At 61.8% G+C, this 24,247-nt stretch carries 24 protein-coding genes; 6 read left to right on the top strand and 18 right to left on the bottom strand.

Annotated elements, in window-relative coordinates; genetic code table 11:
- The first annotated feature begins 32 nt into the window (after nucleotides 1-32).
- Entirely contained in the window at nucleotides 33-695 is a 663-nt protein-coding gene (locus DY201_RS28350) for a 5-formyltetrahydrofolate cyclo-ligase (protein ID WP_115734714.1), read from the top strand.
- A 121-nt stretch (nucleotides 696-816) separates the two neighbouring features.
- Complete coding sequence (locus DY201_RS28355) at nucleotides 817-1,224, top strand: group II truncated hemoglobin (protein WP_207904354.1); 408 nt, start codon at nucleotides 817-819, stop codon at nucleotides 1,222-1,224.
- A gap of 53 nt (nucleotides 1,225-1,277) precedes the next feature.
- Here the strand turns inward: DY201_RS28355 and ftsZ are convergent, their stop codons facing one another.
- The 12 genes from ftsZ to DY201_RS28410 all read right to left on the bottom strand — a co-directional run bounded on the left by ftsZ (nucleotide 1,278) and on the right by DY201_RS28410 (nucleotide 12,327).
- On the bottom strand, nucleotides 1,278-2,312 hold the full coding sequence (gene ftsZ / locus DY201_RS28360; protein ID WP_115734665.1) for a cell division protein FtsZ: 1,035 nt from the start codon (nucleotides 2,310-2,312) through the stop codon (nucleotides 1,278-1,280).
- A 201-nt stretch (nucleotides 2,313-2,513) separates the two neighbouring features.
- Nucleotides 2,514-2,657: a hypothetical protein gene (locus DY201_RS29315; RefSeq protein ID WP_210210435.1), complete on the bottom strand. Its 144-nt coding sequence runs from the start codon at nucleotides 2,655-2,657 to the stop codon at nucleotides 2,514-2,516.
- A 65-nt stretch (nucleotides 2,658-2,722) separates the two neighbouring features.
- Nucleotides 2,723-2,962 carry a hypothetical protein gene (locus DY201_RS29320; protein WP_207904355.1) on the bottom strand — a complete coding sequence of 80 codons (240 nt, stop codon included), beginning with the start codon at nucleotides 2,960-2,962 and terminating at the stop codon, nucleotides 2,723-2,725.
- A 335-nt stretch (nucleotides 2,963-3,297) separates the two neighbouring features.
- Nucleotides 3,298-4,374, bottom strand: coding sequence for a tartrate dehydrogenase (locus tag DY201_RS28370; RefSeq protein ID WP_115734666.1), 1,077 nt, complete (start codon nucleotides 4,372-4,374; stop codon nucleotides 3,298-3,300).
- Nucleotides 4,375-4,385: 11 nt separating this feature from the next.
- Entirely contained in the window at nucleotides 4,386-5,189 is an 804-nt protein-coding gene (locus DY201_RS28375; RefSeq protein WP_115734667.1) for an amino acid ABC transporter ATP-binding protein, read from the bottom strand.
- Between the two features lie 88 nt (nucleotides 5,190-5,277).
- Nucleotides 5,278-6,660: an aspartate aminotransferase family protein gene (locus tag DY201_RS28380; protein WP_115734668.1), complete on the bottom strand. Its 1,383-nt coding sequence runs from the start codon at nucleotides 6,658-6,660 to the stop codon at nucleotides 5,278-5,280.
- 141 nt (nucleotides 6,661-6,801) lie between these two features.
- The gene (locus DY201_RS28385) at nucleotides 6,802-7,473 is read right to left on the bottom strand and encodes a GntR family transcriptional regulator (RefSeq protein WP_115734669.1); all 672 of its coding nucleotides are present in this window, start codon (nucleotides 7,471-7,473) and stop codon (nucleotides 6,802-6,804) included.
- Between the two features lie 29 nt (nucleotides 7,474-7,502).
- Nucleotides 7,503-8,582, bottom strand: coding sequence for an amino acid ABC transporter permease (locus DY201_RS28390; RefSeq protein ID WP_115734670.1), 1,080 nt, complete (start codon nucleotides 8,580-8,582; stop codon nucleotides 7,503-7,505).
- Entirely contained in the window at nucleotides 8,579-9,676 is a 1,098-nt protein-coding gene (locus DY201_RS28395) for an amino acid ABC transporter permease (RefSeq protein WP_165916021.1), read from the bottom strand. The genes DY201_RS28390 and DY201_RS28395 overlap by 4 nt, the downstream gene beginning before the upstream one ends.
- 23 nt (nucleotides 9,677-9,699) lie before the next feature.
- Nucleotides 9,700-10,251: a type 2 periplasmic-binding domain-containing protein gene (locus DY201_RS28400; RefSeq protein ID WP_115734672.1), complete on the bottom strand. Its 552-nt coding sequence runs from the start codon at nucleotides 10,249-10,251 to the stop codon at nucleotides 9,700-9,702.
- Nucleotides 10,248-10,748, bottom strand: a complete 501-nt coding sequence (locus DY201_RS28405; protein WP_115734673.1) for a transporter substrate-binding domain-containing protein — start codon at nucleotides 10,746-10,748, stop codon at nucleotides 10,248-10,250. Before DY201_RS28405 ends, DY201_RS28400 begins: the two co-directional genes overlap by 4 nt.
- Nucleotides 10,749-10,821: 73 nt before the next feature.
- Nucleotides 10,822-12,327 carry an NAD-dependent succinate-semialdehyde dehydrogenase gene (locus DY201_RS28410; protein ID WP_115734674.1) on the bottom strand — a complete coding sequence of 502 codons (1,506 nt, stop codon included), beginning with the start codon at nucleotides 12,325-12,327 and terminating at the stop codon, nucleotides 10,822-10,824.
- A 445-nt stretch (nucleotides 12,328-12,772) separates the two neighbouring features.
- Here DY201_RS28410 and DY201_RS28415 point away from each other — a divergent pair, with 445 nt between their 5' ends.
- Entirely contained in the window at nucleotides 12,773-14,161 is a 1,389-nt protein-coding gene (locus tag DY201_RS28415; RefSeq protein ID WP_115734715.1) for an aminotransferase-like domain-containing protein, read from the top strand.
- Between the two features lie 4 nt (nucleotides 14,162-14,165).
- Here the strand turns inward: DY201_RS28415 and DY201_RS28420 are convergent, their stop codons facing one another.
- The 4 genes from DY201_RS28420 to DY201_RS28435 are packed head-to-tail and all read right to left on the bottom strand — an operon-like array spanning nucleotide 14,166 to nucleotide 17,691.
- Nucleotides 14,166-15,089, bottom strand: coding sequence for a hypothetical protein (locus DY201_RS28420; RefSeq protein ID WP_115734675.1), 924 nt, complete (start codon nucleotides 15,087-15,089; stop codon nucleotides 14,166-14,168).
- Between the two features lie 16 nt (nucleotides 15,090-15,105).
- Nucleotides 15,106-15,249: a DUF2474 domain-containing protein gene (locus tag DY201_RS28425; RefSeq protein ID WP_115734676.1), complete on the bottom strand. Its 144-nt coding sequence runs from the start codon at nucleotides 15,247-15,249 to the stop codon at nucleotides 15,106-15,108.
- On the bottom strand, nucleotides 15,249-16,256 hold the full coding sequence (gene cydB / locus DY201_RS28430) for a cytochrome d ubiquinol oxidase subunit II (protein WP_115734677.1): 1,008 nt from the start codon (nucleotides 16,254-16,256) through the stop codon (nucleotides 15,249-15,251). Before cydB ends, DY201_RS28425 begins: the two co-directional genes overlap by 1 nt.
- 4 nt (nucleotides 16,257-16,260) lie before the next feature.
- A complete protein-coding gene (locus DY201_RS28435) occupies nucleotides 16,261-17,691 on the bottom strand; it encodes a cytochrome ubiquinol oxidase subunit I (RefSeq protein ID WP_115734716.1) in 1,431 nt (476 codons plus the stop codon).
- Between the two features lie 357 nt (nucleotides 17,692-18,048).
- On the opposite strand from DY201_RS28435, the gene DY201_RS28440 reads away from it, so the two are divergent.
- On the top strand, nucleotides 18,049-18,495 hold the full coding sequence (locus DY201_RS28440; RefSeq protein WP_115734717.1) for a DUF983 domain-containing protein: 447 nt from the start codon (nucleotides 18,049-18,051) through the stop codon (nucleotides 18,493-18,495).
- Nucleotides 18,496-18,616: 121 nt separating this feature from the next.
- On the opposite strand, the gene DY201_RS28445 is transcribed toward DY201_RS28440, so the two are convergent.
- The gene (locus tag DY201_RS28445) at nucleotides 18,617-18,853 is read right to left on the bottom strand and encodes a DUF1344 domain-containing protein (RefSeq protein WP_115734678.1); all 237 of its coding nucleotides are present in this window, start codon (nucleotides 18,851-18,853) and stop codon (nucleotides 18,617-18,619) included.
- Between the two features lie 770 nt (nucleotides 18,854-19,623).
- Between DY201_RS28445 and DY201_RS28450 the strand changes: the two genes are divergently transcribed.
- Nucleotides 19,624-22,491, top strand: coding sequence for an FkbM family methyltransferase (locus DY201_RS28450; RefSeq protein ID WP_115734679.1), 2,868 nt, complete (start codon nucleotides 19,624-19,626; stop codon nucleotides 22,489-22,491).
- Nucleotides 22,389-23,333, top strand: a complete 945-nt coding sequence (locus DY201_RS28455; protein ID WP_131922409.1) for a glycosyltransferase family protein — start codon at nucleotides 22,389-22,391, stop codon at nucleotides 23,331-23,333. The genes DY201_RS28450 and DY201_RS28455 overlap by 103 nt, the downstream gene beginning before the upstream one ends.
- Here the strand turns inward: DY201_RS28455 and DY201_RS28460 are convergent.
- On the bottom strand, nucleotides 23,300-24,232 hold the full coding sequence (locus tag DY201_RS28460; RefSeq protein ID WP_115734681.1) for an alpha/beta fold hydrolase: 933 nt from the start codon (nucleotides 24,230-24,232) through the stop codon (nucleotides 23,300-23,302). The two genes, DY201_RS28455 and DY201_RS28460, sit on opposite strands and share 34 nt — an antisense overlap.
- Between the last annotated feature and the right edge of the window lie 15 nt (nucleotides 24,233-24,247).

Raw genomic sequence — 24,247 nt, forward strand, 5'->3', positions numbered from 1 at the left:
TGATCTCGCCGCCAAAACGGGACACGAAGATGATGTCTGACGAAAAAAGCATTCCTGCCGATACACGGGAATACGCCTCGCCACCTTGCTTCATGCATGAACTCGAACCGGGCTACCGGGGCGAAAAGGCTCCCATGGACGCGTGGGCCGATGTCGCGCGGTGGCGCAAGGCGGAGCGCGCGCGCCTGATAGACGAGCGGCTGCTTGCCGATCCCGAGGAGCGCAAGGCTCGCTCCGAGCGCATCGCCGCCGAACTCGACCTGGCAATCGGCAAGGTCAGCGGACGCATTGTGAGTGTCTACTGGCCCTTCCGTGGCGAGCCGGATCTGCGCAACTGGGCTGTCCGCGTGATTGGGCGCGGCGGCCGGATCGCCTTGCCCGTCGTCATCAAGAAGGCCTGGCCGCTCGAATTCCGCGCCTGGTCGCCGGGCGATCCGCTGGAGCGGGGCGTCTGGAACATCCTCGTCCCCGCCAATGGGCCGGCGATCCTGCCCGATGTCGTCATCGCGCCCGTCGTCGGCTTCGACGATGCGAACTATCGGCTCGGCTATGGCGGCGGCTTCTTCGACCGCACGCTCGCCGCCATGCCCAAGCGTCCACTCGTCGTCGGCGTCGGCTACACCCGTAGCCGCATCGCCACGATCTATCCGCAGCCGCACGACATCCCGATGGACGTCATCGTCACTGACGAATGAGCGCTGGCTAATAGGTCGCAGCATGCCACTCTTGTCGTCAGGGGGCCTGCTGCTAGGCTTTGACCATGCGATGCCGGACAGCAGTGCGACACGCATCGCAATCGGGAGGAGGTCGCTTGTCGTGAACGAAGCTGTGCAGCCAAAGGGGCGTTCGCTCTATCTCGAGCTGGGAGGCGAAGAAGCCGTCCGCCGGCTGGTCGAGATCTTCTACGATATCGTCGAGCAGGACGAGGCCGCGGCCGAACTGCACCTCTTGCACCGCAGGGGCCATGGCGTCGCCCATTCGCGCGAGGAACAGTTCAACTATCTCTCAGGCTTTTTCGGCGGTCCGAGCTATTACGTTCAGAAGCACGGGCATTCGCGGCTGAAGGAAATCCACGCGCATGTGGCGATCGGCCCGGAACTGCGCGATCTCTGGCTGACATGCATGCGACAGGCGGTGGAGAAGGCCGGCCTGTCCGAGCACCTGCAGGCCTTGGTGATGCGCCACTTTACCTTTGCCGCCGAGATGACAAGAAACAGGGATTGATCGGCCCAGCCTGTCTCCAGCCGCAGCAGCGGCGAGAGACAGGCGTTTCGGCCTTAGTGGTAGGGCTGCATCGAGCCCGGCGCAGGCTCGCCGCGCATGTTGACGACCGGCTCGCCTTGCGACGTCGGGGCCGCCAGGCCGGTAGCCACGACAGATACCTTGAACTGGCCCTGGAGCGAGTTGTCGAAGATCGCGCCGACGATGATGTCGGCTTCGTCGCCGACCTCCTCGCGGATGCGGGTGGCGGCTTCGTCGACCTCGAACAGCGTCATGTCCATGCCGCCCGATATCGAGATCAGCACGCCCCTGGCGCCCTTGATCGAATTTTCGTCGATGAGTGGGTTGGCAATCGATGCTTCGGCCGCCTTGCTGGCGCGGTTTTCGCCGCTGCCGACGCCCGTACCCATCATGGCGCGACCCATGTCACGCATCACCGTCTTCACGTCGGCGAAGTCGAGATTGATCAGGCCTTCCTTGACGATCAGGTTGGTGATGCAGCTGACGCCGGAATAAAGCACCTTATCGGCGATACCAAACGCATCCTCGAAGGTGGTCTTGGCGTTGGCGATGCGAAACAGGTTCTGGTTCGGAATGACGATGACCGTGTCGGCAGCCTGGCGCAAAAGCTCGATGCCTTGCTCGGCCATCTGCATGCGCCGCTTGCCTTCGAAGGTGAAGGGCTTGGTGACGATCGCAACGGTCAGGATGCCGGCCGCGCGCGCTGCCCGTGCGATCACAGGTGCGGCGCCCGTTCCAGTGCCGCCGCCCATGCCGGCGGTCACGAAGCACATATGCGTGCCGGAGAGCTGATCCATGATCTCGTGGATTGATTCCTCGGCGGCGGCCTGACCGACCTCCGGCAGGGAGCCGGCACCGAGGCCTTCAGTCACTACGGCACCGAGCTGAACCAGCTTCGAGGCCTTGGACATGGTCAGCGCCTGGGCGTCGGTGTTGGCAACGATGAACTCAGTGCCCTCGAGACCTTCGGCAATCATGTTGTTGACGGCATTGCCGCCGCCGCCGCCGACACCGATAACGGTCAGCTTCGGCCTCATTTCCGAGATCTCAGGTTTCTTGGAAGTGTTCATGGTTCCGTTTCCTGCGCAGCGCCCCTGCCCGAATCGGACCGGCTCAGGGAATCAGATTGATCGGGAGGCTGCAAGGAATAGCCTGCCGATTGCGGTTTTTAACCGGCAAGTTCAGGCTTTTGCACGTGTAAGTGACGGGCTGGGCGTTCGATCCGATCTACGGCCGCGACTGGCGCGGCCGGACAGGCTCGGCTGTCTTGGTCAGAATGATCTTGCCGCCTCTTCGATCAGGGCGACGATCTCATGGGGATACGAAGCCAGCGAGGCGTGGCTGGCGTCGAGCGTGAGGGTCTTGCGCGTCTTGATGCGGTCGGCCATCCACTGCTCTGTTTCAGGCGGGATCATGTTGTCGCGGCTCGAGACCTGATACCAGCTCGGCTTGCTATGCCAGGCAGCGGGCCGGCCTTGTCCTAGAAGCAACGCGCAGCGATCGGCTTTTGCGTCACCGCCATCACCAGGGACTCGCTTTCATCCAGGTCCTGGCTGAAGCTCTGGCGGAACGTGTCCTGAGCGAGCCAGAGGAAGCCTTCCTTGTCGGGGCGGATGCTGGCGCCGCCGGAAGGCGGCCCACGGCGGGCAAAGATGCTGCCGAGGCTGTTGCCTTCCTCGGGCGCGAAGGCGGCGATGTAGACCAGTCCGACGACGTTCATGGCCGGCACCTGATATGACCGCACCGCCATAGCAGTGGCCGACCAGCAGCGTCGGTCCGTCCTGGACGGCGGCAAGTTTCGAGGTGCGATCGATACCGTCGGCAAGCGAAGTTAGCTTAATGCACTCTGCCTGTTCCTTCTCGGCAGCCTAGTGGAAGCTTGGAGCTTTGTGCACGCTTTTGATCGGGCTGATGGCAAGCGGAATAGGTACCGCCATTAGCCCGATACTGGTTGAGGAACCCTGGAACGTGGACACCGGCGCCGCGCAACCCACATTTGCATTCGCGGGTTGCGCGGTGGTCTCCTTGGTAGTCGTCGCTAACCTTGTCCCACACCTACGTCGACAAGGCATCTGCGATGGCCTTGCCGCAGGTGACCGTATCGGCTTGGCCGCCAAGATCGCGGGTACGTAGCGTCTCGTTCGACAGCACTTCCTCGATAGCCCTGACGATGGCGCTGGACGCCTGGTGGTGGCCGAGATGTTCGAGCATCATCGCGCCGGTCCAGATCTGGCCGACCGGATTGGCAATGCCTTTGCCGGCGATGTCCGGTGCCGAGCCATGCACGGGCTCGAACAGCGACGGAAATTTCCGCTCCGGGTTGATGTTGCCTGACGGGGCGATACCGATCGTCCCGGTGCAGGCGGGGCCGAGGTCCGACAGTATGTCGCCGAACAGGTTCGAAGCAACGACCACATCGAAGCGATCAGGATTGAGCACGAACTGCGCGGCGAGAATATCGATGTGATACTTGTCCCAGCGCACCTCGGGATAGCGCTTCGCCATCTCTTCGACGCGTTCGTCCCAATAGGGCATGGTGATCGAGATGCCATTCGACTTGGTCGCGGAGGTCAGGTGGCGAGCGCCGCGCCGATTGGCCAGTTCGAAAGCGTAGCGCAATATCCGGTCGACGCCGACGCGGCTCATCACCGTCTCCTGAATCACGACCTCGCGCTCGGTGCCGGGATACATTCGGCCGCCGATCGACGAATACTCGCCCTCTGTATTCTCGCGCACGATGTAAAAATCTATGTCGCCAGGCTTCCGGCCCGCCAACGGCGATCGCACGCCAGGCATCAGTCTCACTGGACGCAGGTTCACGTACTGGTCGAACTCGCGCCTGAACTGCAGCAGCGATCCCCAAAGCGAGACGTGGTCCGGCACCGTGTCCGGCCAGCCGACGGCGCCGAAGAAAATGGCGTCGTGGCCACCGACCTGCGCCTTCCAGTCCTCTGGCAACATCGTTCCGTGCCTGAGGTAGTAGTCGCAGGAGGCGAAGTCGAAGACGTCGAAACCGATATCAATCTTGAACTTGGCTGCTGTCGCCTCGAGTACGCGCAGGCCCTCAGGCACGACCTCCTTGCCGATGCCGTCGCCGGCGATCACTGCGATTCTCAGGGTTTTGTTGCTCATGGACGTCGCTCCTAGTGGAGGATCTGGCTGAGGAACAGCTTGGTGCGCTCGTGGCGCGGATGGTCGAAGAACTCGCCCGGCGTGTTCTCCTCGACGATCTGGCCCTGATCCATGAAGATGACGCGGTTGGCGACCTTGCGGGCGAAGCCCATCTCATGGGTCACGCACAGCATGGTCATGCCCTCTTCGGCGAGGCCGACCATGGTCTCCAGCACTTCCTTGATCATTTCCGGATCGAGCGCCGAGGTCGGCTCGTCGAACAGCATGATGCGCGGGTTCATGCACAGCGAACGGGCGATCGCCACGCGCTGCTGCTGGCCGCCCGACAGCTGGCCCGGATATTTGTTGGCCTGCTCGGGGATCTTGACGCGACGCAGGAAATGCATCGCCTGCTCCTCGGCCTGCTTCTTCGGCGTCTTGCGCACCCAGATCGGCGCCAGCGTGCAGTTCTCCAGGATCGTCAGATGCGGGAACAGGTTGAAGTGCTGGAACACCATGCCGACTTCGCGGCGGACCTCGTCGATCTTCTTGAGATCGTTGGTCAGTTCCTTGCCGTCGACGATGATCTTGCCCTTCTGGTGCTCTTCCAGCCGGTTGATGCAGCGGATCATTGTCGACTTGCCCGAACCGGACGGACCGCAGATGACGATGCGCTCGCCGCGCATGACCCTGAGATTGATGTCCTTGAGCACGTTGAACTCGCCATACCACTTGTGCATGCCGACAATGTCGATCGCCACGTCGGTATCGGAGATGTGCATCTTCGCCCGATCGACCTTGAGATCGTCGGCTCTCACCCTATTTTCCGCAGCCATTTGAACCTCCTCGATATTCTCTTGGCCCACTCCAGCGCAGCACGGCTGCACCGGAGTGGACGGCTTTTGCGAACAACAGTCCCTGCTGCTAGTAGGGTGGCTGTCCGGCAGCGATCCAATCGATGGCGTCATTCAGAGTGCGCTCGAAGGCCTCCACCATGTCTTCGATCTGACTTTCGGTGATGATCAGCGGCGGGCAGAAGGCGAGCGTGTCCAGGATGTTGCGGACGATCAGGCCATGATGATGGGCTCTAGCGAAGACATAGGCGCCGATCTTGCCTGGCACGTCAAAGCGAGCCTTGGTAGCCTTGTCGGCTACCAGTTCGACGCCAGCGATCAAGCCAGCGCCCCGCACCTCCCCGACCAGCGGATGCGAGGCAAGCTTGGCCAGGCGCGCCTGCAGAATCTTGCCCATGGCGGCGGCATTATCGACAAGCTTGCGCTCCTCGATGATGGCGAGATTTTCGAGCGCGACGGCCGTCGCGACAGGATGCCCGGTAGCGGTATAGCCATGGCCAAAGGTGCCAATCTTGCCGCTGTTGTCGGCCACCGCCTTGAAGATGGCGTCCGAGATCATGACGGCGGCCAGAGGTTGGTAGGACGAGGTGATCTGCTTGGATAGGCTCATCAGGTCGGGTTTGATGCCGTAATAGTCGGAGCCGAAGGTCGTGCCGAGGCGGCCGAAACCAGTGATCACTTCGTCGGCGACGACGAGGATGTCGTTGCGACGGCAAATCTCCTGCACCATCTGCCAGTAGCCCTCGGGTGCCGGGATGACGCCGCCCGCCGACATCAGCGGCTCACCGATGAAGGCGGCGATGGTGTCGGCACCTTCTTCGGCAATCACAGCTTCCAGTTCGGCGGCTAGGCGGTCGACGAATTGCGCTTCGGTCTCGCCCGGTTTTCCGAAGCGCCAGAAATGCGGGCAGGTTAGGTGACGGACCGGGATTGCCGGCAGGTCGAAATCACGATGGTTGTTGGGCAGGCCGGTTAGGCTGGCGGCGGCAACGGTGACGCCATGATAGCCTTGGGTGCGCGCCAGGAACTTCTTCTTCGCGGGGCGGCCGAGCGCGTTGTTATAGTACCAGACCAGTTTGACGACGGTGTCGTTGGCTTCCGAGCCCGAATTGGTAAAGAAGACGTGCGATAGGCCTTCGGGTGCCATTTCGGCCAACTTTTCGGCGAGCGCGATCGAGGGCAAGTGCGACTTGTGGGCGAAGGTGTGGTAGTAGGGCAGTTTGTCCATCTGCTTCGTGGCCGCCTCCACCAGGCGCTTTTCGCCGAAGCCGACCGCAACGCTCCATAGGCCGGCAAGGCCCTCGATATAGCGATTGCCCTGATCGTCGAAGACATAGATGCCCTCGCCGCGATCGATCACGATCGGGCCGATCTCGGCATGGCGGACGGCGTTGGTGTAGGGGTGGAGCTGGTGGGCGATATCGCGGGTGGCGGTGGAATTCGGTCTAGACATGAAGTTGCCTCCGGTTGTTTTCGGCCCTGGGCGACTTGCCGAAGGGCGCACGCTTAGGTCGCCGCACTTCGTGCCGAAGGGCGGTCGGGTTGTTGAACTTTTATGGATTGCCCCGGTGGGGCAGTCAGGCGAGCGGCGTTCTCAGGGTTCGTCGCCTGTGTTTGCCAGAATGCCGAAGCAGCCGACGATGTCCTTCAGGACTGCCGCCCTAGCGGTCGCGCCGTCATGCGCGGCAATCGCATGAAGTGCTTCTTCGTGTGGCGGGATCGCCTCCTTGAGGCGGCCCGGCTGCGCCTTGGCCATGCGAACCGACGGACCCATGCGCAGCCAAAGCGGCTCGATCATGTCGAACAGGATCGGAGAGTTCGCCATCCGTGCGATCTCGAGATGGAACCGCGCATTTGCACGCAGGAACAGGCTTGCGTCGTTGTTGTTCGCTGCCTTGGCCAGGGCGTTGAAGTGGTTGGTCAGCGGCGTCATCGTTTCGGGCGTGGAATGCTGAGCGGCGCGCTCGGCGGATAGCCCTTCGAGCGCCACGCGTATGTCACGAATCTCCGCCAGCTCGCCGGGAGTCAGGTTGGGCACATAGAAGGTGCGCTCCAGTCTTAGCGCCCCGATGCTCTCCAGCTTCTGCAGCGCGTCGCGCACCGGCACCGGGCTGGTGCCCAGCGTGGCCGACAGCTTGCGCAGGACCAGCCTGTCACCAGGGCGGAACTCGCCGGTGATCAATTTCTCCTTGAGCTGCCTGTAGATCTGCTCGTTCAGCGTATCCTGAACGAGAGACTTGTAGACCTGCCTGCGTTCATCGAGCATTGGGCGTTCCTGCTGAAGACATGAGCCGGTTACCTGCGTTCATTGGCGAATTCCTGCTCGAGCCGTCGAGAATGGAGCGACAGGATATAGCAGAACACGAAGAAGGCGAGACCGACGGCTATATATGCTTCACGGTAAAAGCCCATCCAGGTGCCGTCTGCAATAGCTCCGCGCGCACCACCCAGAACATCTATCAGGCCGATGACGCTGATCAGCGTGGTGTCCTTGATGGACTCGATGAAGGTGTTGATGATCGCCGGCAGGGCAATGCGGAACGCCTGGGGCAGCACCACCAGCCGCGACACGAGCCCATCCGGCAGGCCGAGACTCTGGGCGGCTTCGGTCTGTCCCCTCGGCACGGCCTCGAGCCCGGAGCGGATCGCTTCTGCCAGATAGGCCGCCTGGAACAGGATCAGGGCGATCTGTGCGCGCAGGATCGTATCGATCATGCTGCCGCCCGGCAGGAGCAGGGGCAGCATGGTAGAAGCGACGAACAGGACCGCCAGCAACGGCAGCCCGCGCATGACCTCGACATAGGCATCGCAGAAGCGTTTCACGACCTTGCTCTTCGAGCGTCGCCCGAGGGCGAGCAGCACCGAAAGTGGCAGTGCCAGCACGATGCCGAAGGCCGAGAGGCCGACCGTCAGTGGCAAACCGCCCCATCGGCTGCTTGAGACCGGGGTCAGGCCGAACGCGCCGCCTGCCATCAGCACCAAACTCACTATCATGACCGCGATCCAGGCCAACAACAGCGCCGGTTTCCACAGTTGCCGGAAGCCACTGGCAATCAGCACCGCAAGAACAAGGGCAACGGCGAGCGCTGGCCGCCAGTACTCGCCGGCCGGATAGCTGCCGAATAGGATGATGTGGTAGCGCTCGGTTAGCATCGCCCAGCAGGCGCCGCCGGCAGCGCGGCATTCGTCGGGCGTCGCTGTGCCGAAGGTGGCGTCCAGAACTGCCCAGCGCAACAGGGCAAGCAGCACATAGCCGAGCAGCAGCGCCCCGAGCACGGTGACGACCGCGTGCGGCCATGGCTTGAAGTAGGGGCTTAGACGGCTCTTGATGGTCAGGCGATCACGGGTAACCGTGGCGACGGCGATATCACTCATAGCTTCACCAGTTGGGCGCGCCGTTCCAGCCGGCGTATGACGACCGAGGTCACTAGGCTGAGCGACAGGTAGATCAGGAGATAGATAGACACTGTCTCGATGGCCCGACCGGTTTGGTTGAGGGCGGTGTTGCCGACAGACACCAGATCGGGATAACCGATCAGTACCGCCAGTGTCGTGTTCTTGATCAGGTTGAGATACTGGTTGGCCAGCGGCGGCAGCATCAGCCGCAGCGCCTGCGGCGCCAGCACCAGCCAGAGCGTCAGGAAGGACCCCAACCCCAGCGAAGCCGCTGCCTCAGACTGCCCTTTTGGCAGAGCGGCAAGACTGCCGCGGACGATCTCGGCGATGAAGCCGGAGGTATAGAAAGCTAGGCCGAAGAGCATCGCCAGATATTCGGGCGTCACGCTCCATCCACCGCGGAAGTTGAAGCCGACGAGCGCGGGGCGGTCCAGCGTTGTCATCGCGATGGCCCAGAAACACAGGGCGATGAAGGCCGCGCCGCAGCCGGCCAAGCCGAGCTTGCCGAGGGCGGGGAAGACGCCAGTCTCGTTCCTGTTGCGCAGTGCGAGATGCCAAACGGCCCACGAGGCAACGACGAGCGTCAGGGCTGCAGCAGCCAGAGCCGTTCCGTCGGCGAAGACGGGCAGCGGTATGTAGAGGCCGCGACTTGAGAGCATGACGCCATCCAGCGGCGCCCAGGCCTGGCGCGGTCCCGGCAGGGCGCGAACGGCGGTCGCACAGACCACAAGGATCAGCAACAGCGGCACGTTGCGGGTGAATTCGACATAGGCCTTTGCAAGGCGCGTAAGCAAGGGGTGGCCGACCCGGGCCGTCAGGCCGATGAGCACGCCGAATACGGTTGCCAGAACGATGCTGGCGAGCGCCAGTCTGATGGTGTTGAGCAGTCCGGCCGTCAGCGCGCGCAGATAGGTGTCGCCGGAGCTGTAGGCGATGATCGACTCGCCGATTGGGAACGACGTCGCTTCGCGCAGGAAGCCGAAGTCGATCACGATGCCCTTGGTGGCCAGATTGGCAGAGAAGTTGTAGGACAGCCACGCCGCGATGGCGGTGGCTGCCACAACAAACGTCACACCATGGAGACGTTCCCGGCTGATCATCTCAGCGGCGCCGCAAACATGAGGCCGCCCTTGGTCCACAGGTCGTTTAGACCCCGGTCGAGCTTCATCGGCGATGCCTTGCCGAGATTGCGCTCGAAGCTTTCACCGTAGTTGCCGACCGCCGAGACGATCTTGACCACCCAGTCTTCCGACAGGCCGAGGTCCTTACCGTTGCCCGGCTTGGCGCCCAGCAACTGCTGGATTTCCGGATCCGTCGACTTGGCGGCCATTTCAGCGACATTCGCCTGGGTGACGCCGAGGCGCTCGGTCTCAATCAGCGCGGCCATCACCCAACGGGCGACCACGAAGAGTTCCTCGTCATCGCCATAGACGGACGGCGCATAGGGTTCGAGCGTCAGGAAGTTCGGGAAGATGACGTAGTCGTCGACATTGCCATGGGCGACGCGCGAGCCGGCGAGATTGCCATAGTTGCCGCCGAAGGCGTCGCACCGACCGCCGAAGAAGGCGGCGTCGAGCTGCTCCCAGGTACCGAGCACCAGCGGGGTGTATTTGAGGCCGCGCGACTTGAAGAAGTTCTCAGTGTTCACCTCGAAGGTGGAGCCCTGCAGGATGCAGACAGTGCGTCGGCCAGTTGATCGGGGCTTTCTATGCCGAGCGACTTGGGTACCATGAAGGTGTAGCCGTCGAAGTAATTCGGGAAGGTGAAGCGGGCCTTTTGTGCGCCCTCGCGATTGAGCGTGGTCGTCGTGTCATGGGCCAGCACGTCGATCTCTCCCGAAGCCAGCAGCACGAAACGCTCGGAATAGGAGGTCTGGCGGTAGGTGACCTTGCTGGCATCGCCGAGGATCGCGGCAGCCATAGCCTTGCAGTAGTCGACATCGATGCCGGCGAGCTCACCATTCGCGGCAGGTGCCGAGAAACCCGGGACGGCCTGGCCGACGCCGCAGGTCAGGTTGCCCTTCTGCTTGATATTGTCGAGAACCTTGCCGGCCTGCGCCTCGATTGGTGCAAACACGGCACCAGCCATGGCGAGCGCCGTCAGGCACCCCAGGGCATGGCCCTGAACCCTCCTGGAAAACGTCATTTCATTCCCTCTCTTGTGTTGTATGACGATGGTGGTTTCTTGCAGCCAGCCGTGCCTTCGGCTGGCCAAAAGCCTAGGAGGCCGTCCGACGCGGGTTCTGCGTCAGGCAGACATATTTGAGGTTCAGGAATTCATCGATTCCGTAACTGGAGCCCTCGCGACCGACGCCGGATTCCTTGATGCCGCCGAATGGTGCCACCTCGTTCGAGATCAGGCCCTCATTGACGCCGACCATGCCAGTTTCCAGCGCCTCGGTGACGCGCCACATGCGATCCAGGTCGCGGGTGAAGATATAGGCCGCGAGGCCCGCCGAGGTGGCGTTGGCGGCCGCAACCACCTCGTCCTCGTCGGTGAACCGGAACACCGGCGCCACTGGCCCAAACGTCTCTTCCTGCGTGAACAGCATGGTGTCGTTCACCTCGGTCAGGATCGTCGGTTCGAAGAAGGTGCCGCCGAGCCCGTGGGGCTTGCCGCCAGTGGCAACCTTGCCGCCCTTGGCGACTGCATCGGCGATATGGCTCTCGACCTTCGTCAGCGCCGCCGGATTGATGAGCGGTCCCTGCTCGACACCATCTTCGAAACCGTTGCCGACCTTGAGCGCCTCGACCGCGGCCTTGAAGCGCGCCACGAAGGCACCATGGATTGCGTCCTCGACGTAAATCCGGTTGGCGCAGATGCAGGTCTGGCCGGTGTTCCGGAACTTCGAGGCCATGACGTTCTGAACGGCGACGTCGAGGTCCGCATCGGCGAAGACGATGACCGGCGCATTGCCGCCGAGTTCCATCGAGACCTTCTTCACCGTGCTGGCCGACTGCTGCATCAGAAGCTTGCCGACGCGCGTCGAGCCAGTGAAGCTCACCTTGCGCACAGTTGGATTGCCGGTCATCTCACCGCCGATCGTTTGAGCGTCGCCGGTGATGATATTGAGCACGCCGGCGGGAACCCCCGCGCGGTCCGCAAGCTCGGCCAGCGCCAGCGCGGAATAGGGCGTGAACTCGGACGGCTTGACCACAACAGTACAGCCAGCGGCTAGAGCCGGTGCGCATTTACGCGTGATCATCGCGCTCGGGAAATTCCAAGGGGTTACCGCGGCAACTACACCCACGGGCTGCTTTAGCACCATGATGCGCGACTGTGCCTTTGGTGCCGGGATGAGGTCGCCATAGACGCGCTTGGCCTCCTCGGCATACCACTCGACGAAGGATGCCGAATAGCGCACCTCGCCACGGCTTTCTGCAAGCGGTTTGCCCTGCTCCGCAGTCATGATGCGAGCCAGGTCCTCTGCATTATCGAGAATCAGCCCGAACCATCGGCGCAGCACTGCCGAACGTTCGCCCGCAGCCAGCGCCGCCCAGGCCTTGCGGGCACGGTCGGCGGCCTCGATGGCCCGACGGGTCTCTGCTGCTCCCATGTCGGGAATTGTTCCAAGAAGAGAACCGGTCGCCGGATCGGTCACTTTCTGCGTCGCCTTGCCGTCTGCATCGACCCATTGGCCGTCGACATAGGCCTGCTGCCGCAGCAGGGACGCGTCCGCCAAACGTCCAAGGAGGGAATGGATTGAATCTTGATGCAAGGTCATGCGCGAACCAGTCCTGAATTCCACAATATCTGAAAGCTGATGTTTGATATATCAAACGTCAAATTACAAAGAGTCAAGGGCAGTTCAAGCTGGATCAGTGGAATGGCCGCGGATTTGGGCCAGCCCGCAGGTGCCGGGCAAGCGTTCCGCCGCCCCCGGGGGCGCGCGGCGCTCTTCCGCAATCGCCTAAATGTCCGGCAACTGCGGCACGTCACTTAAGTGCGCAACACTTATGAAGGTTGCGGAGGCGCTCGCAGACTGCGAGCGTGCCCTCGACTGGTCCAGCCGTGAGGACCCAGCTTAACGAGCCCAAGGACTCGATAGGGGGTCCTACGGACCATGCTTAAGTTCCACTTGCGCTGGGCAGCCCGTCACAGGCATTGCTGGTGACTATAGGCATACATTATGCCTATATATGGAAATCAATGATGGATCCTGCGGCGTCATGACAGTCAACATCTGGTCACCCTCGATCTCGAAGGCCGACGGGCCGCTCTATCTGGCGATTGCCGATGCCCTCTCGGTTGACATTGCATCGGGCCGGCTGCCCGGGGGCTTTCGGCTGCCGCCGCAGCGGACGCTTGCCGCTCAGCTTGGCATCGACTTCACCACGGTGAGCCGTGCCTATGCCGAGGCGCGCAAGCGCGGCCTGGTCGAAGGTCGGGTCGGGCAGGGCACCTATGTCAGGATGCGTCGTCCGTCCGGTTCGTCGACCACGGTGACAGGCGTCGTCGACATGAGCATGAACCTGCCGCCACGCTTCGACGATCCCGAGTTGGCCGCGAGAATGTGGGACAGCATCGCCGAACTGCAGACCGGCGACGGCCTTGGCCTGTTGATGCGCTACCAGGAAGCAGGAGGTACATTGCGAGATCGCGCTGCCGGGGCCATGTGGCTGGCACCGCGGCTGGGCGATGTTGGGCCCGGCCGTTTGATGGTGTGTCCTGGGGCGCAAGGAGCCTTACTGGCGCTGCTGGGGGCGTTGGCTGCGCCGGGCGAGACGATCTGCGCCGAGGCGCTGACCTATCCCGGCTTGCTTGCCGTTGCCGAGCATCTGCGTATTGGCGTCACCGGGGTCGCGATGGATGGAGAAGGGCTGATCGCCGAAGCGTTCGAAGATGTCTGCCGCAAGCGCGCGCCGAAGCTGCTCTACTGCACGCCGACGCTGCACAATCCGACGACGACAACGCTGTCGCAGGCAAGGCGCGAGCGGATCGTGGCGATCGCGCGCCGGCACGATGTGCTGATCGTCGAAGACGATGCCTATGGCGCCTTGCCGGTCAATCCGGTGGCCACGTTTGCGACACTCGCGCCTGAAATCACCTACCACATTGCCGGGCTGGCAAAGTGCGTGGCGCCGGCCCTGCGCGTGGCCTATGTGGTGGTGCCGCAGGAGCGTACGGTTGTCCAGTTGGCGGGCGCTATCCGGGCGACGGCGGGCATGGCCTCGCCGCTCACTGCCGCTCTTGCAACGCGGTGGATCGAAACAGGGGTCGCCCAGTCCGTGCTTGCGGCAATCCGCGCCGAAACCAGGCAGCGGCAAGCGATCGCGTCGCAACTGCTGCCGCCCACCCTTGCGCAGGCAAATGCCGAAGGTTTCCACGTCTGGCTGAAGCTTTCTGAGGATTGGAACCGGAGCGACTTTGCCGCACGCCTGCGATCGGTCGGCATTGGCGTCGTCACCAGCGACGCGTTCTCGGTTTCCGGTCCTGCTCCCGAGGCGGTGCGCCTCGGTCTGGGTGCCGCGTCCAATCAGGCTTCGCTCGCTGCGAGTCTTAAGACGGTCGCCGACCTGCTTGTGCAGCAGTCGGCGATGTCGGCGATGGTGGTGTAGCTTCTCAGGGAGCGGTGACCGGGCGCGCCGGAATCGGGCCGGCAAAACGCTCGATCCGGTTCATGCCGAGGATTTCATGCAGCGGGGTCTCATCGCTCACCCGGCGAAACATGCCGGGCGACATCCAGCGCGCAAAGCCGTCGACATTGGGCGCGCCGCGACCTGAACGAACGTCGTCGATCCATAGCGTGCGCGTTTCGAGCGAGATGCGGGTCAAGCCGGTTGAGTTTGGCACGCCGGCATGGGCGTGCGCACTGGAAAACGCGATGATCTCACCCGGTGCTATGACCACTGGCGTTGCGTCGGCGACCTCAAGCTCCTCGGTCAGATGAGGTATCGCCGCGTCGGCATCGACAGCGTTGCGTCCGCCGGCCTTCGATCGCTCCAGCAGCGCGCCAAGGTCGAAGTCGGCGCTGGTGTTTGCGACTGGGCGATCCCAAAGCGAGGGGTAGATCGCAAATGTACGCCCCGCATCGATGTCGTAGACCGGCGCCCACCAGTTGGTCTGGGCATAGAGGTTTGAGCCCCAGGTGTCGCGGTGGAAGGCGATGGTGGCAGTGGTGCGGGCACGCGGCACGACGGCACCAGGGTCCTGGTGGGGCTGGAACCTGAGGTAGAGCGCGTCGCGGGCGAGCCCTTGCGCGTCCAGGCCGCAGGCCTCGAAAACATCGCGCCATAGCCGCCTGACCTCCGGCGACCGGGCGAAATCGCGCTGACGCTGGGCGAAACTCTCTGTCTGCTGGTCATGCGACAGGTGGCGATGGATCTCCACCGGCGCGAAGGGCGCGAACGCATCCTCCAGAAAGGCTTGGCTGTAGCTGACGAGATCGGTCATCGACGCAAGTGTGCCGAAACGAAGGATGTCGCCGGCATAGATCCGGTCATGAAGCACGCGCGGACCAAGCGCCTGGGTGACGTTGCTGTACATCGGATCGTTCCGCAATTCACACTGTGAGACCGGCAAAATTCATCAGCAAGCGAAAGAGGTAGGCCACAGCGCCCAGCCCCAGAACGCTGACTGCCCAGATGAGGATCAGCCAGCCGATCCGCTTCGACCACGATACCGGTGCCTGGGAGGGGGCCGCCATCAGTGGTATCCCTCGCCGGCCTTCACCTTGCCGCGGAACACGTAATAGGACCATGCCGTGTAGCCGAGGATGAAGGGGATGATGAACAGCGCGCCGACAAGCGTGAAGCCCATGCTCTGCGGCGGGGAAGCCGCTTCGCGGATGGTGATGTCAGGCGGGATGATGTTTGGCCACAGGCTGATGCCGAGCCCGCTATAGCCGAGGAACAGCACAAACAGTGCCAGGATGAACGGCCCGGCATGCGGTGCGCCCTGCAGGCTGCGCAGGATCAGCCATGTGGCGACCAGCACGAGAATGGGCACCGGGGAGAAGAACGCGATGTTGGGGAAGCTGAACCAGCGTTCGGCAATGTCGGGGTGGGCGAGCGGCGTCCACAGGCTGACAATGCCGATGACGGCCAGCAAGGCGAGCGTAATCGGGCGCGCCAGTGCGACCATGCGGTCATACAGCACGCCTTCGGTCTTGATGATCAGCCATGTGCTGCCCAGCAGTGCATAAGCGACGATCAACCCGAAGCCGGTGAACAGGCTGAATGGGGTGATCCAGTCGAGCGCATCCCCGACATAGGCGTTATTTTCGACCTTGAAGCCGTCGAGGAAGGCACCGAGCGACACACCCTGGAAAAAGGTGGCGACGTAGGAGCCGCCGGCAAAGGCCTTGTCCCAGAATGCCCTGTGATGCTGGTCGGCCTTGAAGCGGAACTCGAAGGCGACCCCGCGCCAGATCAGGCCAAGTAACATCAGTACCAGCGGCAGATAGAGCGCGCTGAGGATGACGGCATAGGCAAGCGGGAAGGCCGCCATCAGGGCAGCGCCGCCGAGCACAAGCCAGGTCTCGTTGCCGTCCCAGACCGGGGCGACGGTGTTGACCATGGTGTCGCGCTGCTCGCGATCGCGCACAAAGGGGAACAGGATGCCGATGCCGAGATCGAACCCGTCCATGATGACGTACATCATCAGGCCAAAGGCGATGATGACGGCCCAGACAACCGGAAGATCGATGCCCATCGGTTCAGCCTTTCCTGTCGGCGTGGGTCGGCGCGAACATGTCGACCTGTTCGTGGGCGGCCGATAGCGGACGCGCCGGTCGACCGCTGATGTCGTCCTCGCCCGGATCATGCTCGTCGACTTCGGGGCCCTTGCCGACCAGCTTGAGCATGTAGCTGGTGCCGATGCCGAAGACGATGAAATAGACCACGACGAAGACAATGAGGGTGGTGCTCATCGCCAGCACGGAATGGTTCGAGACGGCGTCCTTGGTGCGCATGACGCCGTAGACGATCCATGGCTGGCGGCCGATCTCGGTGGTGTACCAGCCGGCGAGGATGGCGATCACGCCGGCCGGCCCCATCAAGGTGGCGAAGCGTAGGAACAGCCTCTTTTCATAGAGTTGCTTGCGCCAGCGTAGCCAAAGACCCCAGGCGCCGAGCAGCAGCATCAGCATGCCTAGCCCGACCATGACCCGGAAGCTCCAGAACACGACGGTCGAGTTCGGACGGTCTTCCTTCGCGTATTCCTTGAGGCCGGGGAACTGGCCGTCCCAGCTGTGGGTCAGGATCAGGCTGCCAAGATTGGGAACCTTGATCGCGTAGAGCGTCTCTTCCTTCTCCATGTCGGGCCAGCCGAACAGGGTCAGCGGCACGGCCTCGCCAGGCTTGTTTTCCCAATGGCCTTCGAGTGCCGCGATCTTGGCGGGCTGGTGCTTCAGCGTGTTGAGACCGTGGAGGTCGCCGATCAGGATCTGTACCGGTGCGGAAATCAGAACCATCCACATCGCCATCGACATCATGGTGCGGACATGGCTGTTGTCGTTGCCGCGCAGCAGATGCCAGGCGCCCGACGCGCCAACGAACAAAGCGGTCGCCAGATAGGCAGCAACCGTCATGTGCGCCAGCCGGTAGGGGAATGACGGGTTGAAGATGATCTCGAACCAGTTCACCGGGATGACGACGCCATTGACGATCTCGAAGCCTTGCGGGGTCTGCATCCAGCTGTTGGAAGCGAGGATCCACGTCGCTGAAATCAGCGTGCCGACCGCAACCATGATGGTGGAGAAGAAATGCAAACCAGGGCCGACGCGGTTCCAGCCGAACAGCATGACGCCCAGGAAACCGGCCTCGAGGAAGAAGGCGGTGAGCACTTCATAGGCGAGCAGCGGCCCGGTGACCGAGCCAGCGAAAGAGGAGAAGTAACTCCAGTTGGTGCCGAACTGGTAGGCCATGACGAGGCCGGAGACGACGCCCATGGCGAAGTTGACGGCGAAGATCTTCGACCAGAAATGATAAAGATCGCGGTAGACGGTATCGCGCTTCCATAACCAGAGGCCTTCCAGCACCGCGAGGTAACTTGCGAGGCCGATGGTGATGGCGGGAAAGATGATGTGGAAGGAGATGGTAAAGCCGAACTGTATGCGGGCCAGTTCGAGTGCGGTTAGACCGAACATCAAGGACCTCTCTTGCATGTACAATCGGCTTGGGCGCGATTGCTGGTCGAAGCGTAATACTCGTCGATTGTCGTCAGGTATTGCTCACGCCTTGCAATAGACCCCCATCTTGATCTGCGCAGCGCGGAAAGTCGACGCACCCCGGGGGACATTTTGCCCCATGTGGCGGACCCGCGCAGGCGTCTTGTGGCGCGCCCATTATCCATACAATAAGTCCATACATCCATAGATTGACCGGAATGTATGTGAATTATATGTATATTGCGCCTTGCCGGCAAGGGTGAAGCGCCCTATGTGGGGCGTAGGGCACGCTGTGGCGTTGCCCGCGTGTTTGCGACCCGCAAAGAGGAGACGCGCATGTCGCGGTCCAGATATACGGCGGAGGGATTTACCCCCACCGACAACCCGATGAAGACGGGCATCCAGGGGCTCTGCCCGCGCTGCCAGATGGGGCACCTGTTTCAGGGCTTCCTGAAGCTGGCGCCGCGTTGCGAGGTTTGTGGGCTCGACTATTCCTTCGCCGATCCCGCTGACGGCCCCGCCTTCTTCGCCATGACCATTGCCGCAGTGCCGGCGCTCGCCTTCGGCGCCTGGTTCCAGACGGCCTTCGGCTTGCCGCTATGGGTGCACCTGTTCATCACCTTGCCGCTGACCGTACTCAGCTGCATGGCGCTGTTGCGGCCGCTCAAGGGCTGGCTGGTGTGTTCGCAGTTTTTCCACAAGGCGGAGGAAGGCTCGATCGATTTCGATTGGCACGCCAAGGCCAAGGGACAGCAGCAGAACGGCAAGACGCCAGCCGCCTGATCGACGCGCATTGTTTCCTGCGATCAAGTCGCGCATGGAAACAGCAAAAAAGCCATGGGCAGGGGCGGCCCATGGCTTTGCGGCAGCTTCAGGCTGCCCTGTGGCGGTGGGGAGGTATCGATCAGCGCAGGACGCTGGTGACCTTGTCTCCTTCGTCATTGAGCTCGATCGAGACCTTTTCGCCGATCTGGACGTTCGGAAGACCGACGTCACGCGGCACGGTGAAGCTGTGGCCGTTCTCGAGGGTGATGACGCGAGATGCCGGGCTGAACTTCATGACCACGCCGTTGTTCGACGAGGCGAGCGCTGCGCCCGACATGAAGGCGAGGGATGCGGCAGCCAGGATGATCTTCTTCATTTGATAGTTTCCTTTCTTGGGAGGTGACGCCAACATCGGCGACGCCCTATTTCTAGCGGCGTCCCGTTTCGAGCTGTTTTCAGAATATGGCGATAAGTGTTTCGTTTGTTTCATTCCTTGGCGGAAAGCGAAACATGGCGCTGCTTGCTAGCATGACGGTGCCACTTGCGGCCTGAAGACTCGAGTTTCCAACCGTTGCCTGCATGACAGCAGGCCCTCGAGGTCCCCCCAGGGACGCGGTCCGATGATTGTGGTCCGGACTGTTGCTGATTCCACATCGAGCACGCCAATGAGATGGGCACATCGGAATTGCATTGATCCAGCATCATGTTGGCAGCCCCGCGCTGACCACGGACCGAAGAATGTACCCGGGGTGATCTCAGACGACGGCGGCAATTACTAGAGGACGGATCAGAAAGAGCAGGTGTTCATCACCGCACTTGGCGGCCGACCTCCCATGCGCAAAGCCGCTTGACTGGGACGGCCTCGTTACCGAAGTCCTGACCCTAGGAGCAGCTACCGGTTCCCGGGTGTTCTTCGTACCGAGGATGCCTGTCGCCGTGGAGTTGATAGCGACGCTTGCCGTGTTGGCCGATCGCTGCCGATGCCATGTCGGGAGCAGCGCCTTTTTACAATGTCTACTTGGCCGGAGCGGATGCGCTGGATATATACCCGTTAGTCGATGTTAGCGGATAGGTTTTCGACTCGCCTTCGGATAGCTGATTGGTCGGAGGTGCGCATGCAAGGGATTTCAAAAGAGTAGCTGCTGAATGAATGCGACCACGGGGACAACAGAGTTCTCCACGCGATATGGGCCTGTGCTCATCAAGACACACGACCGTCCAATTGCAGATTCGTTATCCAAGTACGGCGAATGGGCGCAGATCGAGATCGACTTCCTTGCACAGTTCATTTCGCCGGGCAGCCTGGTCCTTGATGTTGGCGGCCATGTCGGACTTCACGCTCGTGCATTTGCCAGCCTTAGCAATGATGTGAAGGTCCATTCCTTTGAAGCGCAGCCGCAATTGGCGAGCCTGTTGTCGCGCAATGCTGAACAATTCGATGGGAAGATCAGTGTTCACGCGGTAGCCATCGGCGAGAAAGCCGGGCGAGCATTTATCGGCAGATTGCCTGACGATCGAAACGTGAATGCAGGGGCGCAATCGGTCAGAACTGTTGCCGGCTCAAATGACATCGCCGTGGAAGTCAGAACGATTGACGACTATCAGTTCGACCAGGTTGCCTTCATCAAGATGGATGTCGAAGGCTATGAGTCGCTGGCGCTGAAAGGCGCCTTCAAGACGATAAGTCGCGACAAACCGGCAATCTTCTGCGAAGTGAACTCGATTGGGCATGCTTTCAGCTTGTTTGATGTGATGTCCGCGCACGACTACGTCTCGTACTTTGTATCAACGTCCGCCTACAATACGCAAAACCGCAATGGTGATCCGGAGAACATATTCGGCGTTGCACACGAGACTGCGCTGTTGTTTCTGCCGGCAGATCATCAAGTCCCGTCGCAATGTCGCGCCAGCGTGTGCAAGAGGGTGGATGGCATCGATGAGCTGGTGCCGCACTTCGTTGCTGCTCCGCGCTATGGCGACGATACGGACCACGATCGGAACTGGGTTGCCCTCAATGAAGAACTGGCCGTTGTAAAGCGTGCGCTTGCCGAAGCCAGGGCCGACGCAAAGTCCCGGCATGCCGATGATGCTGACCGTGACCGCAAGTTGGTCGCTCTGAATGAAGAGCAGGCGGTTGCAAAGCGGGCGCTGACCGAAGCCAAAGCTGCGGCCGCACTCCGTTATGCGGATGATGCGGACCCAGACCGGCCCCTTATTGAACAGCTGGCGCTTGTACAGCGCGCGCTGGCCGAGGCCGAGGCCACTGCATCCAGGTTTCAGGCGGAAGCTGCTAAACACCGAAGCGAAATCGCGCGGCTCAATGAGGCAGCCAGCCTGTATCGCATTCGCCTTGACCGCCTCTCTGAATATATTTCGGACGGACAGCTGGCCGCACGTCGGCGAAGTGCACTAGGAACTCTGGCGCGCAAGTTCGGACGTTCGGAACTGGCGCAGATCTGTCGAACTCTGGTCAAGTCAGGGCTGTTTGACCGAGAGTGGTACAAGGACAGCTATCCTGACGTCGGGGCCTCCCGGCACGAGCCGGTGGTCCACTACGTGCTCTTTGGCGCCTATGAAGGGCGCGATCCATGCAAGGGCTTTGATACCTCCTACTACCTTGAAAACAATGCGGACATCCGCAATTGGGGCGGAAACCCGCTGCTGCATTACATCGAGCGTGGCGAGAAGGAGGGCAGGTGGCCGAACGAAAACTTCGATCCAGCATCCTATCTCAATGCAAATCCGAATGCGGACAGGAGGAAGATGCTGCTAAGCCAGCATCTTCAGGGCGCCGGTCGCGACGACCATTTCAAGCCGTCATTTCGCCCGGCAGCTCCAGACTGGGGTGATTTCGAGGCGTTGGCCGCTCATATCGCTGCTCCCGTCGCGTCGCCTGCCACGGTTGATGTGATTGTTCCTGTCTATCGCGGCTACGCCGACACGCTGGCTTGCATCATGTCGGTGCTGACGAGCACGAACAGGACCGATCTCGAGCTGATCGTTGTCGATGATGCCTCGCCGGAGCCCGAGCTGTCGCGCGCGCTCGATCGGCTTGCCGGGATGGGCCTCATCACGCTGCTGCGAAACGAGAAGAACCTGGGTTTTGTCGCGACAGTGAACCGCGGCATCGCACTGCACCCCGATCGTGACGTGCTGTTGTTGAACAGCGATACCCAGGTCTTCAACGACTGGCTCGACCGGCTTAAAGATCACGTCACGGGTGGCGAGGTGGCGACTGTGACGCCGTTCACCAACAACGGCACGATCTGCAGCTATCCGAAATTCTGCAAGGACAATCCGGGCGAACTGGATGTTCCCTTTGCCAAGATCGACGAGTATGCGACTGCGGCAAACCGGGGCACTGCAGTCGAGGTGCCGACGGGTGTCGGCTTCTGCATGTATGTGACGCGCGCAACATTCAGGAAGATCGGCGATTTCGACGTCAAGACATTTGGCCGCGGCTATGGCGAGGAGAATGATTTCTGCGTTCGGGCCGAGGCGCAGAACATGCGCAACTTGCACGCGCTCGATGTCTTTGTCTTTCATTCAGGCGAGACGTCATTCAGCTCGGGGGCTGCACAGGCCAAGAAGGACGGCTACCGCGCGCTGGTCAAGAAGCACCCTCAATACCCCGGCGCTGTCGCGCGTTACCTCTCTGCCGATCCCGCCAAAGCTGCGCGTGCACGGCTGGACATCGCCCGTCTCGTCGAGGGTCGACTCGCTCGTGTCGTGCTTTGCTTTACCCACGGCTGGGGTGGCGGCATCGATCGCTACCTTGCTGACCGCGCGGCTGCCGGCATGTCGAGCGGAGGGAAACGCTGCTTTGTGCCGTGCCCGTGCGGGATGGTACAGCGTTCAGAATCACCAATGTCGCATCGCAGGGCGATTTCGCAAATCTCGAACCCTTTGCGGTGGAAGGCAGCCTTTCGACGCTTACCGAGCAACTCCGGGGCATCGTTTCGCATATCGAGGTCCACAGCACGGTTCGCTGGTCGAGCAAGATCCTCGACCTGATCCCGGATCTGGCCCGCGAATTGGGATCGACCTATGACGTCATGTTGCACGACTATGTGCCCGTTTGCCCGCAGGTAACCCTTATCGACAGCTCGGGGCACTATTGCGGTGAAGCGGGCGTCGAGCAGTGCAACCGGTGCATCGGCGAAAATCCCAAATCTGCCAACACCATTCACCCCGACTGGCAATCTACTGATATGACGGACATTGATGGCTGGCGGCGGCGATACAGTGATTTTGTCGCAGGCGCAAATGAAGTGGTCGCGCCAAGCCGGGACGTCATTCTGAGAATGGGCCGCTACCATCCCGGTCGCCAAATCGTCCTGCGCCCGCACGCCGAACTGGACAGGCCTTTTGCACGCAGGGTCGCGCTTCCCTACGAGGGCGGAGTGCTGAAAGTCGTGACCATCGGTGCCATCGGTGATCACAAGGGAGCCCGCATCCTGGAAGCCTGCATCGACGATGCTCGAAGCCGCCAGCTTCCTATCGCGTTTTCGATCGTCGGTTTCACGAGTAGCCCCAAGCTTAATGGCTCCTCGGAGATCCAGATCACGGGCGGCTACAAAGAGGATGAGGTATTCGACGCGCTAGACGATGTGAAGGCTCATGTCGCCCTGCTGCCCTCCGTTTGGCCGGAGACCTATTCCTATACGCTGTCCATAGCGCTCGAGGCAGGTTATCCGGTCTGCACGTTCGACATGGGAGCCCCTGCCGAGCGCCTGCGCGCCTTGGGCACGGGATTGCTGCTGCCGCTAGAGACGATGTCGGACCCGGCGAGTATTAATGACATGCTTCTGGATCAGTTTAATCAGACCAAAAACGGGTTCCTGCGAGCGTCGTGACTTGGCCCATTCGGCACTGTTGTACCCGAAGCGATGCCAACATTTTTATGGGTTCGGACCCTAGAACGCCGCGGCTTTCGGACGGAGCGTACGCGGTCGGCGGTTCGCAAATGTGCTGAAATCATCGGATTGACGATGTGGGGGTCGGTCAGCAGCGCCATATGCCCGGCATCGGCAACCATGGCGAGCCGTGCATCGGGAACGGCTTCGGCCACCATTTCGGTGACACGCAAGCTGGCGACAGGGCTGTCCAATGCCATTATCGCAAGTGTCGGGCAATCGAGCCTGCGGCAGCGTCTTGCCGGCCAGGCTGCTGCAAGTGCTGCGGCAAGATCCCGACCCACTTGATCCGCATGATGCTCAAGCTCTTGCCGGAGGCTTTCGCTGGTCCTGCGCCAGGCCCCTGCGCCGTGCCAGAAATCGATATAGGCACGCATGCCGGCTGTCGGGTTGGGGCTACTTGCTGTTGTCGTCAGTTTTGCAGCCATGCTGGCAAGCTCGGCGAACAACGCCAGGTCGGTCGGAGCCCCGTCACGCAGCAGATGGAACAGTGCGGGCTCGATCAGCGTCAGGCTTTTGACCAGTTCGGGCCGCAACAGCGCGATTTCCAACGCCACCGCCGCACCATGCCCATGTCCGACAAGGTGCATCGGCTCCGCCATCGCGCCAATAACGACGCCGGCAACATCGGGGATGTTGCCGGCCGTCCGATTGCTGCCGTAACGGGACAGATCAGGTGCGATCAGCCGGTGGCGGCCGCGCAGGTAGTCCGCGGTGCCTTGCCACAGCCTGCCTGTACTCGCAGAGCCGTGCAGCGCGAGTACGGTGTTGCTGAGTACAGGCTGGCAGATTGGGCCCGGGTCGGACTGCCAGCTAGCGCTATTCCACATCGTGTTCATGGCCGCGCTTCCGGT

This window comes from Aminobacter aminovorans (assembly GCF_900445235.1).
In the GTDB taxonomy this organism is placed as follows: domain Bacteria; phylum Pseudomonadota; class Alphaproteobacteria; order Rhizobiales; family Rhizobiaceae; genus Aminobacter; species Aminobacter aminovorans.